Below are 13,244 nucleotides of genomic sequence, written 5' to 3' on the forward strand. Positions count from 1 at the left end.
GGTAAGAACTTCTTATATTTATTTTTGATAAGCATTAAATATAAAATTTTGAATTCAATTAATTTACTTTCCCTTGCGAGTGAAATTATAATGAATTAATTGTCTAATATTTATGGATAACCCCATAGATATTGCTGGTAGATTTGGCTTTGAAAAAGTATAAAAATAGACTTTTATCCAGTGAGAGGGTGCATAATTTCACTTAAATAAATGTTATTACAGATTGATAAAATCTAAATTCAGGAAGCAGGACAACCTTTATAAATTAAATAATTTGCACAACATCGGGGAAATAAAAAGTTTGATTTTGTAAGAAAAACCATAAATTAAAGGAAATTTAGAGAAATGGCAAAAATTCTAGTTATTGAAGATGAAGAAGCAATCCGCGAAAACATATTAGAACTATTGGAGGCAGAAGAGTTCGAGGCGACAGGTGCAGAAAATGGTCTTGCTGGCGTACAGATAGCAAGAACGATTCGCCCAGATTTAATTATTTGCGATGTCATGATGCCCGATTTAGATGGTTTTGGTGTTTTGATGGCGCTGCGTCAAGATCCTGTCACCGCAACAATTCCCTTCATTTTTCTGACTGCCAAAGCTGAAAAAGCCGATTTGCGTCAAGCGATGGAATTAGGGGCAGACGACTATTTAACCAAGCCTTGTACGCCTGAGGAAATACTCAAAGCGATCGCTGCCCGACTCGAAAGACAAAGAGCCATTACTCAACCCTATACCTTAGCGCTCAGGCAAGCAGCAGAAAGACTCAATCACTTAGTTCATTACGATAGCGTGACAAACCTTCCCAATCGCTTGCTATTGCGAGAGCGGTTTAATCAAGTTATCAGTAAGCGGCAAGATGAACACAAAAGCGATTCCAAAACCCAGGAGAACGAATCGCCTCTTGCCTCTGCCCAGCAGCCACTCAGCGTTCAACCTGTCCCGCTGCTGTTTCTAGGATTAGATCGGTTTCAACGGATTAGTGACACCTTGGGAAATCAAGGGAGTGACCGATTAATTAAACTAATTGTCGAACGAATCACCACCTGTCTCAGCCGACAGGACACGATTGCGCGATTGAATGTAGATCAATTTGCAATTATTCTGGCAACCTTAAGTCAAAGACAAACGGTTGCCAGTGTCGCCCAAGCGATTTTGTCATCGCTGAATGAACCCTTCTCCTTAGAAGACGGTCAAATCTTCCTCACTGCCAGCATTGGCATTACCTTCTATCCCAACGACGGGCAAGATTTAGACACCCTGATGAAGATGACAGCAGCGGCGATGTCCTACACCCAAAAGCTGGGAGGAAATCACTATCAGTTTTATGCGACGGACATCAAGGCTGATTATGGCGAAGCGCTGGTGCTAGAAGCGAGTCTGCGCCGTGCCTTAGAACACAGTGAATTTCAAGTGTATTATCAGCCCCAAGTAAATCTCCAAACCGGAGAAATTAGCGGTGCAGAAGCCTTAGTGCGTTGGCAGCACCCGACGCGGGGGCTGGTTTCACCCGCTGAATTTATTCCTATGGCAGAAGAAACGGGTTTAATTGTCCCGCTTGGCGAGTGGGTATTGCAAACTGCCAGTGCCCAAACGCAAAAATGGCGAGACGCTGGATTTATATCGTTCCGCGTGTCAGTGAACTTGTCGGGGCGTCAATTTAGCCAAGCTGATTTAAGCCAGCGAATTGTCCGAGTATTGGAAACTACAGGTTTGAACCCAGATGCATTGGAATTAGAGCTGACTGAAAGTATCCTCGTGCAAAATGCTTCGATGGCGATCGGTACTTTAAATGAACTGAAACAGTTGGGGATTCACATCGCAATTGATGATTTCGGTACTGGCTATGCTTCCTTAAGCTATCTCAAACAATTTCCCTTTGACACTTTGAAAATTGACCGATGCTTTGTTCAGGATGTTACTAGCGATACCCAAAACCGAGCGATTATGACCGCCGTGATTCAACTCGCTCACAATCTGAATTTGAAAGTTACGGCTGAGGGGGTAGAAACTCGCGCTGAACTAGCTTTCTTAAGCCAGCAGCATTGCGATGCCATGCAAGGCTATCTATTTAGTCGTCCCGTACCCGCAGCAGAATTTGAAACCTTGTTAAGTGCCGGTAAACGGTTGCCGATGCAAGTTGTATGAATTAATCTACGTTTATTTACAAACCGTTCGCTGAATCAATCGCTGGAACCATTAGCAATTCTTACCAGACAATAACTGCATGAATTAGCGCGAGTAAACATGGAACCTCTACAGGAACCAACCAAATCTGGAGCGAAACTTAAACAATTTAGGCAGGCGTACACGGCAGATGACAATGCTGCGAGAAGTCAGATCCATCAAACAGGGAAAAAGATTGCTTCTTCCTTGCTGTTATCAGCTTTAGCAATTCTTACTTCGTGTGTTTTCCCTTTGTTAACGCAGGCACAAACACCACCCACACTGCTGCCTTCTCCCGAACCTTTAGACTTAAAACTACTCGATCCAGAGTCTCGCCCACCGAGAAGTCAAGTCATTAGAGCCGATAGTATGTCCCAAGCTAAACCAACGGTTCCCAGCCTTTGGTGGGCGGAGGAACAGTTTGGTGGCAAATTACTAGAGAACTGGCTAGCGTACCCGGATCGCCAGCGGGTGGATTTGGTTGTAAACCGACAACTCTGGAGCCTTCTGAACTATATAGGACGCTATAGCTTTGTCAACAGCTTTGGGACGGTTGCCAGAGATTATGGCTATAACACCAGGGTGTTTATTGCCAATCAACCACAAGAACCGCTAGCAACCTACACTTGTAATTTCAGTACCACTCCAGTCGTCTGCGATCTGGATATTGTCTCCTCTGGTCAAAATAGTCTGCGAGTTCGTTCTAAACCGTTGGGCGGATTTCCTGCCACAGGGAACGATACGCAAGCGCCGTAGACTGGGGAAGCGGAAACAGAAATTCACTCTTGTCCAGTATCTGAGTATCTGGCAGCAAGATCGAGTTCGTTTTTAAAAATTCAGGTAACTCTGCTGGGTTCATGCCAGCAACAATTGGTGAGGCGGCGCGGCTGAACAGAGAAATTTCCGTAGCAGGTTTGGATTCCCAACAAAAATTAATCCAATCTTGCAACAGAGGATTCGCCGCAGCACCAGCAGGTTGCACCCATAAGTCTGACCACAAGGCGGTTCCAGACACAGGAACCACCGCAGCAATGTTGCGATCGCGCTTCATCACCGACAATACATCTGTTGACCAACCCACCGCCAGCCAGGTGTCTCCTAGCAATAATGGTTGCAGATAGGTATCGGAACTGTAAAATTTCACCTGCTGGTGCAACTTTTGCAGGGTATTTTTCAACTCAGGAATTCTGTCTATCCGTTCCGTGTTGTAAGAATGACCCAACCGTTTTAAGGTTAGACCAATCACTTCTCGCGGTTGATCTAAAAGTGAAATGCGATCGCGCAGTTCTTCTCGCCACAAATCTTGCCAATCCGTCGGTGTCCATCCCAAAGATTTGAATTTGTCGCGGCGATAGATAATTACTGTGCTTCCCCAGCGATAGGGCGCACCCCAAATTTTTCCAGCGGGGTCAGATTGACCTTGACTATTGCGTTTCACAAGTTCTTGCCATCGGATTGGCAATTGATTCCACCCTCCCGCCTGTGTAAGTTCGAGGGGTTGAATGAGTTTCTGCTCAATTGCCTGTGCTAACCAGAAATCTCCCAAAGTCACTAGATCGGCAATGACGGGTTTTTTCGGGGTAATCAGCGGTAAGTTCCGACCCCAGCCCTGGTTCGCTTTACCGGGATTCTGCCAAGTTTCTAGACTCGCAAATAAATCTTTTAACTGTGTAGCTGGCGTAAAATCTAGAGTTGCCGATTGCTTGAGGCTCTGGCGAAATTTAGTTAACAGCTGAGCGGGAATGGAATTTTTCAGAAGTCTAACTCTTAGTGTGGGGTTTTGGGAATTTCCACACCCTGCAAGCATCTGACTCAAGGTCAGCGTTCCAGCACCCAGCAGAAAAGACCGTCTCTTCATAGTTGTAGCAACTAGCAATCCTTCTGATTAGCAATTCGCTATTCGCTGTTTATAGCGCTTGTCGGCGCTCGACGCCAAAGCCGACCAAATCGATTACCGTTGGTTGTTCTCCGGGTTCGGGTCGTTGGTAAGTAATAATCGTTCTGAGCCGCGTATCCGGCGCTACAATCCGCATTTGATCGACCGCAACAGAACGTCGATAATAGGTGATCATTTCCAGCGTTTGGCGAGTGGGCTGATAGGTAAAGCGCCCCGCGATCGCTCCCGCTTCTGAGTATCCCTCATCCCGCAGATAAAAACCCTTAATCGCTTCCCCATCTACAACTTCCGCCACGATGGGTGGAGCGGGGATTTCGGCGGGCGATTCCCCAGGCACCACGTAGGCATCCGGCACAAATAAAGCCTTCAAACTCATAGATACTCGTTCGCCCGTTTCCGAGACGGTATCAAAGGCGATCGCAAACCCAGGACAAGCATTTTCTTCTTCGGTTGCTTGGGCAAGATTTACCTTTATGCCATTTGACGAAGAAAAGGACAAAATTTGCTGCTTTTGTTCCCATGTCAGGGCTTTTACCGAATATTCCGTATGAGAGCGTTCAATCTGACCGCTAAGGACAGAATGATACATTCTTTCTGTTGTCCATACCCCCGTGCAAGCGGTAAAAAACTCTCTGATGCTGAGCATTTTTTCCAAAAAAGCAATATTTAACGCAAGTAAAAGGTAATTAGCTTGCTTGATTAACTTAGCATACGTCCGTGTTCTTCGGTGCTGATAAAGGTTCTAGCCTTTGCTACAGTTTTTTGCACTGCGATCGCCGTTGCCATCTTCTTTATCTATTCGATAAGTATATTGGATAAGTATATTTTCTGTTCCTCCTTTTGATAGAGGAACTTCTTAGGGCTGAAAATCAAAATAAACGGAATATAGGGCTAGAATCGCGAAAATTTCCAATAAATCTTCAGAATTGAGAATTTAATATTTCTACATCATAAATCCTGCTAGAAAAACCGCTTTTCATGTTTATTCAGCCTTGACCTAAAAAGGCTCAATCGATCCCAACTCCAGCTTTATAAATTCATCTTGCTCAATAGTTAAATAATTTGTAAGTAAAACAGTTTTTTAACTATTTTTTTATAACATGAAAGAAATCAAGTTAACGCCTAGTGGGAATTGCATGGATTCACTTCAAAAGCAAGTCATCACTTTAAATCATAAAGTTGATGTCCTTTACGAAATGATTGACCAGTTGAGCGAAAAAGTCTCTGAAGCTTTGTCTAAAAGCAAAGCAGCGGCTATCCAAGGAGGTACACCCGCACCTTTAGGAGTCAGTAATAGCCGCTATGCCTATAAAAGCTACAGCAATCAGTCTCCAGTAATGGAGCACAAAGATGTCTTAGTTGATACAAACTCTGTAGATAGTAACTCTCATAGCAGCGAGAAAGATTTGTCACCGACCATTCAAATCCAACGGCTAACGGCACAGCTCACCGCTGCCTATAATCGCATTGCTGCTTTAGAAGAACAGTTACTCTCTCAGAGAATTCACTCTTAAACAATCGGCAGGCGGGATACAGGTAGAAGGCTTGCAGATAGAGAAGAAAGAATAAAGACTGGCTTTATGCTTCACACTTCATATTTCAGACTTCAACAACGCTCGATTAACATTTCAATGGCTTGGAGTAATTGCTCCTGGTGCCAACCCTGAGTTAAATGAGCCGCGATCGCACATCCGCCCGCACCCATGCCTTCTTTAACGTATCCCTGCTCATAAGCCCGCAGTTGAGGATAACGAGAGGGCGCAAAACTCAGCCCAGTCCCCAATAAGGGGACTGGGCTAATTGTTTTTGCTAACCCGACCGTATCACCAGTTGGATCTTCTGCCACCCAGCGAGTCGTTCCCACCACAACTTGTTCGGGTTCCCAAGATAGGGAATATTGACGCCCAAGCGCTTGCATCAAGGCATAGACAGCCAGCATTTGCGTTCCACCAGCCAGCATGACACCGCAAGTGCGACTTGCAGCGATCGCCATCCCCGCAACCGCAATTTGCATCGGATCGCCAATTGCCGCAACCAGATGTAACGGGTCTTGGAAAGGACGTTCCTCGTCTCCTCTGCTCCTAAAGGCTTTCAGCCCAGCTTCCACCACCGCCCACTTTTGCGCGTGATTGCAGCTAGGATGGCTGCTGTTGACCTTACCGGCAGCGGGGACACCCAAGCCCGTTAAAATTGCCAAAGCCGTTGTCGTTCCCCCTACCACGCACTCTCCCAGAATTAAATATCCATCCGGGATACTTGCCGCTAGTTTTTGCCCCCAAATTAGTCCTTGTTCCCACAGATGTTTCACTGTCGCGAGAGGCAAAGCATTTCCGCCGCTGAGACACTGAGCAGGGGCACCTTCCAAATCAATGACTGGAACAGTTGGCGGCTGGGGCAATCCAGCATTGAATAAATAAACGGGAATACCAAGTTCTTCAACCACCGCGCGGGAGATTAGCACTGGAGAGGCACCCGCTTGCAGAGGAGGCAGAGGATATTGAGGCTGAGGCTGAGGGCCTTTATACAAAAATTCCGCATCTGCGATCGCTGTATATTGTCGATCCTCTGGCGTTGCTCCAGCTGCTGAAATACCGGGGATCAGCCCGGTGGCGGTAAAGCCCAAAATACAAGCAAACACCGATGGACGTCCCCGATATCGCTGGAGCCATCGATGTCCCGGTTCTATCTGAGTGTAGACATGAATCATCGAGTTTTGGATTTTGGATTGAGGGTTGAGTCGTGGTGAGGCTCAAAGCAACTGGAAAAAGGCGAAATCAACCTTTAACTTTTCTCCCTCATTCTTCATAATCCAGCAGCACTTGCACCCAATGAGGGGGACGGGGAATCGGGTTACCCAAACGATCGAGTAGCAGCAAAGCCACCAAATGTACGACAAACAGATAGATAACGTTATTGAGAATAATCATGCCGAATGCGATCGCTTGAATCAAAGATAGACTCGGCTCTTGCAGTAGCCCGATCTTGACAAATACCCACTCTGCCAGTTCCGTCACCTGGCTAGTCATGTAAACCCAGAGGTCTTCCCCCAATAAAATCGACAGCAGCCAAAACCGAAAAAAGAATCCAAACGTACCAATAATTGTCCCCGTACCAATCGAGAACAGCCAGCTGCTCCTGCGCCGCCACAAAGCCCCCAGTTGGACACCCATGAGACCGTAGGGGATCAGAAACAGAATGCTGCGAGTTGGTCCCATTAGGACGGACAACAGCAACCCAGAAACCAACGCTGCCATCCAAGCCGCCCGGTGTCCCCATCGCAGGTATACGAGGGCAATCGGGATTGGGAAAAACATCCGCAGCAGCGGTCCCATTGGAAAGTAATAATTAATCAGCCAAATCAGGCTACAAGTACTAGCCAGAAAGGCAGTTTCCACCATGATCAGGGGAGCAACTGCTTTCACCTGGGGTTCGGAATAATTGTTCCCTTGGGCACTGGTTGCCGGGGGTGTTTCGCTTAGATTCGCCTCATCTTCGATTTTCTGAGAATTCCCCAGACCAGAAGCTTGACCGTCTTCAAAAGGATCGCTCATGCAGATTAAAAAACAAAGCCAGATCCTAAATTTAACCTCTATTCCCGTTTTGAGCCGAGCTTCAGCAGCTTCAGGAGAGAATTACAAGACCCATTACCAATTTCCAGTATCCCTTTATCCATCCGCTATTTCCCCAGTCGCCAGTGATTCAGGATGCTCCGTATCTATGCCCTGAATTACCAACACCGAACAGGGAGCGTGGTGCAGCACATAATTACTCACACTCCCCAGCAAAGCTTCTGTCAATCCCTTGTGCCCCCGACGTCCCATCACAATCAAATCGGCACCCCAATTCTCAGATGCTTGACATAACATTTGCCCAGCCTCGCCTACTTTGTAATCAAACTCCGTCGGCACTTTCTGACGGGTAGATTTTTCGCAGTAACTTCGGAGCAAATCTTGCACCTGCTGGATTCGCCTTTCGATCGTGAAGTGGTGATTCTCATAGGATGTCATCATCTGAGGATACAAACCCATCTCACCAGAGAGCCGTGGCGTTATTTCACCGAGTATCTCGCTATTGAGGCAATGTAGCAGCATCATTGCTCCACGATTCGCCTGCGCCAATTCCAGCGCTTGAGCGAAGACAGCCTGACATAAAGAAGAGTCGTCGATAGCAACCAATATTTTCTGAAAACCCATGACTAGGCACCCAGATAAATGGCAGTTGGGCACCCAGAGTGCCGCTGCCGTGTATTTATTAGACGATTAGCCGTTCCAAAGCCGCCAAATCGGGAATGCACAAGATATCGTGGTCGCGCATAATCAGCGCCTTTTTTTCCAGCTTTGTTAAAACCCGTGTCACCGTTTCTCGCGCCAGACCGCTGAGGCTGCTTAACTCACGATGGGGTAAATTGGGGATCATCGTTCCTTTTTGGGCAGTTTTTCCCTGTCCTTCTGCTAAGAATAATAACGTGTCGGCAACGCGGGACATACTATCTGATTCTCGCAATCGGAGGCGACGGTTGACTTGACGCAGGCGTTTTGCCATCAGCTGAGCCAAGCGAACGCCTGCTAGTGGTTCGTTATGAATTAATTGAACAAAATCTTGAGCAGGCATACTGCCAATCGTCGTAGGAGTTAGCGTAATTACATCCGTTGAACGAGGAACCTCATCCAACGCTGCCATTTCGCCAAAAAGTTCTCCTTTGCCAAGAATATTCAGCGTTACCTCTTTACCATCAAGGTTGTAGGTGCGAATTTTCGCCCAACCCTCCAGAATAAAGTAGACAGAGCCGCCCCAGTCATTTTCCAGCAAAATCACCTGATTTGCAGGATGGGTACGAGTGACGACATGGGAAGTGGCTTTCTCCACAACGGTCTCTGGTAAGCCGGTAAACAAAGGTGTGGAGCGAATCAACGCATTCATGTTAGAGTTCGGTTCGCGGGGGGTGTATCGGTCTTCCATCGGGCCAACACAAATGAAAAAGCTAAGAACTGATAAAGAGTGGCCCACTGGAGTGGGGCTAGCTGGTAGCGTTTGAATCAAGAGCAACCGTTGAGCCGGAAACTTTCAGCAATCAGGTCGGCATCTCCCGAATATGGTGTTTACGCTCTCGAAGATAATTAGGCTGAACAGGAGGCTCTTGGCAGCGTACCAATCAGAGTTAGGAGGCACCCATTGAGCCAGTGACCCTATCTTTATTATCCTCATAGAGGAAACCCGCGACTCGCTGCTGACGCATCTAGCAAAACTCACATCTTAATCCAAAACGCTTTGATTTTGGGCGATCGCCTTCTTTGTACCCATTGGGTGACAAAACGCTACAACCCAAAATTCTATCTACATTTAGAATTACCAGTCTTGAAATAATTCACCCGGTAGATGCAACACCCTGTTTAATATAAGTTGTTCTTGTTGGGCAGTCTAACATTATAGGCAGTGGCAGTATAGTAACTTCTGATAACTGTGCAATCGTTCTAGCCAGGGATTCCATTGTGACTCACGAGACGGATGCGATTTCTACACTAATCGCTAATATTGACAGCATCCTCCACAAGGCCAGCTCCCGTCGGCCTTGGCTCAGGTCAGTTGATGTCCAAGAGCAGCGTCGGCTTCTGGAGCAGGTTCGTACCTATTTAGTCTCACGGCAACAATCAGGCGCTGGAGATGAAGCTCGGCATCAGGAAAACTATCAACCGCAGACAACAGCACGACAGATTGTGCAAGCGGTTGAGCAAGACATGGAAGCGGTGCGAACCAGCTTGATGCAGTCCTTGCAGGGGGATCTGGAGAGTCTTCGCCAACAGCGGGAATCTCTGGTTCTAGAGATTCGACAGATGGAGAGTTATCGGCTGCACCATCGAACGCTTGCTCAGCAACAAGCGGCACAGCAGCAACTGATTTCCGAATTTTTGCAGGTACTTTCTAGTCGCTTGCAAGAAACTCTCACGCAACAGATGGCTCAAACCCTGAGAAATTTAGAAACTCAGTTTTTGAGTGCTGAGGTACTCCCTCCAGAAGGTCAAAAACAACCCTATAATTTCTCACCTAGCTATTCAGACGCGATATCTAGCAATTCTTTACCTTTACATCCGCGAGAGCGCCTGGAACAACTGCAAACGTTACAGGCAAAATCCGATCAACTGCTAGCAACGCTGGATTCAACCATTCGTACAGTCTTCGAGGCACTGCAACGCAATCTTGTTAGCTATCAAGAGTCCTTAGCCCAAGGACTTGATAAAATGCACAACTTGGGGCAGCAAAGCGAGGTGATGTTTACAGAGTTGGTAAATCAGCTCACCGAGCAGTTCCAGCAAGAAGCCTCAGCAATTTTGCAATCGTCTCGGCAGTCACAAGTAGATGCAAGTAGCGCGAGTCCGGCTGCGACAACACCAGGAATCGGCGCTCTGCAACTGCCCTATCCCCAGAGGGAACCCCAAACGCTGGATCAACCCTCCTCTCCACCTTCTAATCGCAACGAATTCAATTTCTCGCCGAATGATGTTCCTGTCGCCAGACAGCCATTGCCGTATCCGGGGGTTGAATTGCCCCTCCGCTCGGTGGAACAGGAGCAGCCGCAAAGTCCCCAGTTCAATCTGCCAACGGATCGCTTAGGCGAGTCGGTACAAAGGCAAGCCTCCTCAAAGGATAATCTTTTTGGGACAGCATCGTCTGCTAGCACTCCATCGAACCCTACCTCTGGTGCCCAGAGTAGCGGTCTGGAAGACTTGAATCTAGAGAACTTGGGCAATCTGGAGATGGCATCGCTTGATGACGATGATATGAAAACTATCTTCCAGACGGAGCCTATCCTTCCCACGATTCCCGACAGGAAGCGCGACGAAATCGACGATTTTTTTGAAAGCTTGTTTGGGACGCCGCCGATCTCACAGAGTCCCGAACAACAAGCTCAAAAAGTTGAGAAACAACCGGAGAATAATCCCGCCGGAGATACCCAAACTCAAGCAGAAAGTATAAATCCAATCATTCCTCAAGATTCAGCCGGAGAGAGGAACCCTCGCCCTTATAGCAGTCAGGACTCTTTAGAGGATGCCCTGTTTGCAGGTTTGGAAGACCCCGCTGAAGATGCCGCGATCGCGCAACCACCTGCGAGAGTCGAGCAAGTTGAGGACTCTTGGGAAAATGTTTTATTTCCAGAAGATTGGGAAAGGACTGTTATCCAAGCTGAGAAGTGGGCGATCGCTCCGACGATTGCCAGTGAAGATCAAAATGTCGAAACCAATGAAGCCTTCAATCCTGAAACAGTGGAAGAAGGGGATCTGGTCATTTCGGCACTAACCGATCTGTTGCAGGAGGATCTGTTCCAGGAGCAGGAAGTACTGCCAGCGGAATCTCTCTTACCGAGCGTCACACCTCCGAGTCTGGAGGAAATCACTCAAATCCAGAATACTCAAATCCAGAATACTCAAATCCAGAATACTCAAATCCAGGATACAGAGCAACCTGCAACCGAGGAAGCTGCAAGTCTGGAAGAAGATATCTACATTCCCGCTTCGCCAGACGAAAATCTGCTGGCGATGGATACTTTCTCAGTTGACCAAGACGAGTTTTTCTGGCTGGATAGAGATACGCTGCAACTGCTGAGTGAAGATCTGTCTAGCTTTGAGGCACCGCAGGGGGGCGTGTTCCCGCAATCAGAGGAGCAGAGGAGCCATAGAGAGGCGGATTTTAGCGATAACGCGACAGAAATTCAGACTCAAGATGACTGGTTCGCAGAGGAGGAAGAGCTTTTTGGGACGGAGATACCAGAGGGGACGGTTGACGCTGTTGAAACACAAGCGGAAGCGTCAGAAGTAACCCAGGGGAAGAGACACCAGGAAGCTTTGCCAGTGACGGAACTGGATGAGTTGTTGATGGAAGATTGGGACGATCTCGCCCTAGATAGCTTTGTGGAGGAGGATTCTGTTCCGGGAACAGATGGGGAGTCGGAAAGATTGCCGTCTGGGGAATTCAGTTTAGATTCAGAAACAGAAAACGCGATCGCTCACCATCCACAAAATTCCCATCAGGAGCAACCGGAAACGGCGAACACGACAACAGCCGATGAAAGAGCGGATTGGAATTTGGCTTCCTTGTTCCCTGTAGAACCCTTAGACCCAGCGCCAGACAAAGCGATCGCTTTTCTTCCCCCCGCTAATCTTGATGAATCGTCGGAAGTATCGCCCTCGCTAAGTTCGATAACAGAAGCAGAAGTAGGAATACAGGAGGATCGAGAATACATAGCCGATTCCCAGCAACAGACGTTAGGAATCACGTCAGCAGAAACGCCAGAAGAGATGCCAGAAACCATCGATTTCGATGAATCGTTGGTATTCCCCGAAGAAGTCGATCTACTACCTACAGAAACGGCGGCGCTGGAACACGAATATGTTGCTGACTGGGAGTGGGAAGAAATGCCACCGCCAGCCAATCCGTCAAGGGAGGCACCAGCCGCCATCGATTTCGACGAATCGTTGGTATTCCCCGAAGAAGAAGTCGATTTAGAGCTACCACCAATCGAAACGGCGGCGTTAGAACAAGAATACGTTGCCGACTGGGAGTGGGAGGAGTCAGCCAATCCGTCAAGGGAGGCACCAGCCACCATTGATTTCGATGAATCGTTGTCATTCTTCCCCGAAGAAGTCAATCTACTACCTACTGAAACGGCGGCGCTAGAGCAAGAATACTTCTCTGACTCGGAAGCACAACAGACGCCAGAAATTACTGGTGAGGAGACAGCAGTATCGATTGAGTTCGATGAATCGTGGGAATTATTTGCCGATGAGGAACAGAGTCTAGAAACACCCAGAGAAAGGGCGATCGCGTCTGATGCCGATATTGATGCGCTAACTGGGTTGCAGGAAGAAGATTTAGGCGACTGGGAATTTGAGGAAATGCCAGAAATTTCGCAAGTCGAAATAACACACCTAGGGGAATCGGATTGGCAGGAAGAATTATTGCGATTGGAAGAACTGATCGCTCCACCAGACGATGCGATCGCTCAGTTCCCTAACAATCCACCGATGGCAACCGAGGAAGAAGCCGTTTCTGAGCCGACGCTGCCTCAAACTGACGATTTTGATCTGGAGCTGGATATATTTTCAGACTCATCGAACCCGGAAAAAAAAACTCCGTAGGGATACCCACTCAGGAAATTACCCTTGAATCCCCATTAGTTTTAGAAAGTACA

The 13,244-nt window shown here is 47.6% G+C and carries 10 protein-coding genes; 4 read left to right on the top strand and 6 right to left on the bottom strand.

What is annotated here, in order from left to right; all coding sequences use genetic code 11:
* The first annotated feature begins 345 nt into the window (after window positions 1–345).
* Window positions 346–2,145, top strand: coding sequence for an EAL domain-containing protein (locus NC997_RS12940; RefSeq protein ID WP_190527834.1), 1,800 nt, complete (start codon window positions 346–348; stop codon window positions 2,143–2,145).
* Between the two features lie 99 nt (window positions 2,146–2,244).
* Window positions 2,245–2,919: a hypothetical protein gene (locus tag NC997_RS12945; RefSeq protein ID WP_242031385.1), complete on the top strand. Its 675-nt coding sequence runs from the start codon at window positions 2,245–2,247 to the stop codon at window positions 2,917–2,919.
* Here the strand turns inward: NC997_RS12945 and NC997_RS12950 are convergent.
* Both NC997_RS12950 and NC997_RS12955 read right to left on the bottom strand, forming a co-directional pair.
* Complete coding sequence (locus NC997_RS12950) at window positions 2,867–4,021, bottom strand: extracellular solute-binding protein (RefSeq protein WP_190527836.1); 1,155 nt, start codon at window positions 4,019–4,021, stop codon at window positions 2,867–2,869. The genes NC997_RS12945 and NC997_RS12950 overlap by 53 nt on opposite strands.
* Window positions 4,022–4,070: 49 nt before the next feature.
* Window positions 4,071–4,706: a phycobiliprotein lyase gene (locus NC997_RS12955; protein WP_190412788.1), complete on the bottom strand. Its 636-nt coding sequence runs from the start codon at window positions 4,704–4,706 to the stop codon at window positions 4,071–4,073.
* Between the two features lie 454 nt (window positions 4,707–5,160).
* Between NC997_RS12955 and NC997_RS12960 the strand changes: the two genes are divergently transcribed.
* Complete coding sequence (locus NC997_RS12960; RefSeq protein ID WP_242029081.1) at window positions 5,161–5,574, top strand: hypothetical protein; 414 nt, start codon at window positions 5,161–5,163, stop codon at window positions 5,572–5,574.
* A gap of 92 nt (window positions 5,575–5,666) precedes the next feature.
* On the opposite strand, the gene cobT is transcribed toward NC997_RS12960, so the two are convergent.
* From cobT to NC997_RS12980, 4 genes are all read right to left on the bottom strand, one after another.
* Window positions 5,667–6,767, bottom strand: a complete 1,101-nt coding sequence (gene cobT, locus NC997_RS12965) for a nicotinate mononucleotide-dependent phosphoribosyltransferase CobT (RefSeq protein WP_190527838.1) — start codon at window positions 6,765–6,767, stop codon at window positions 5,667–5,669.
* Window positions 6,768–6,855: 88 nt separating this feature from the next.
* Window positions 6,856–7,611, bottom strand: coding sequence for a DUF2232 domain-containing protein (locus tag NC997_RS12970; protein WP_190412786.1), 756 nt, complete (start codon window positions 7,609–7,611; stop codon window positions 6,856–6,858).
* Window positions 7,612–7,725: 114 nt separating this feature from the next.
* Window positions 7,726–8,253, bottom strand: a complete 528-nt coding sequence (locus NC997_RS12975; RefSeq protein ID WP_190527840.1) for a universal stress protein — start codon at window positions 8,251–8,253, stop codon at window positions 7,726–7,728.
* Between the two features lie 58 nt (window positions 8,254–8,311).
* Complete coding sequence (locus tag NC997_RS12980; RefSeq protein ID WP_190412784.1) at window positions 8,312–9,019, bottom strand: Crp/Fnr family transcriptional regulator; 708 nt, start codon at window positions 9,017–9,019, stop codon at window positions 8,312–8,314.
* Window positions 9,020–9,549: 530 nt separating this feature from the next.
* Between NC997_RS12980 and NC997_RS12985 the strand changes: the two genes are divergently transcribed.
* Window positions 9,550–13,191, top strand: a complete 3,642-nt coding sequence (locus tag NC997_RS12985) for a hypothetical protein (protein ID WP_190527842.1) — start codon at window positions 9,550–9,552, stop codon at window positions 13,189–13,191.
* The last annotated feature ends 53 nt before the right edge of the window (window positions 13,192–13,244 follow it).

This window comes from Trichocoleus sp. DQ-A2 (genome assembly GCF_039961915.1).
Taxonomy (GTDB): domain Bacteria; phylum Cyanobacteriota; class Cyanobacteriia; order Cyanobacteriales; family FACHB-T130; genus FACHB-T130.

Bases quoted from the DNA above. Each gene is read 5' to 3' on its own strand.
- NC997_RS12980 (WP_190412784.1), bottom strand. From the start codon at position 9,019: ATGGAAGACCGATACACCCCCCGCGAACCGAACTCTAACATGAATGCG.
- NC997_RS12945 (WP_242031385.1), top strand. From the start codon at position 2,245: ATGGAACCTCTACAGGAACCAACCAAATCTGGAGCGAAACTTAAACAA.
- cobT (WP_190527838.1), bottom strand. From the start codon at position 6,767: ATGATTCATGTCTACACTCAGATAGAACCGGGACATCGATGGCTCCAG.
- NC997_RS12950 (WP_190527836.1), bottom strand. From the start codon at position 4,021: ATGAAGAGACGGTCTTTTCTGCTGGGTGCTGGAACGCTGACCTTGAGT.
- NC997_RS12970 (WP_190412786.1), bottom strand. From the start codon at position 7,611: ATGAGCGATCCTTTTGAAGACGGTCAAGCTTCTGGTCTGGGGAATTCT.
- NC997_RS12955 (WP_190412788.1), bottom strand. From the start codon at position 4,706: ATGCTCAGCATCAGAGAGTTTTTTACCGCTTGCACGGGGGTATGGACA.
- NC997_RS12960 (WP_242029081.1), top strand. From the start codon at position 5,161: ATGAAAGAAATCAAGTTAACGCCTAGTGGGAATTGCATGGATTCACTT.
- NC997_RS12975 (WP_190527840.1), bottom strand. From the start codon at position 8,253: ATGGGTTTTCAGAAAATATTGGTTGCTATCGACGACTCTTCTTTATGT.
- NC997_RS12940 (WP_190527834.1), top strand. From the start codon at position 346: ATGGCAAAAATTCTAGTTATTGAAGATGAAGAAGCAATCCGCGAAAAC.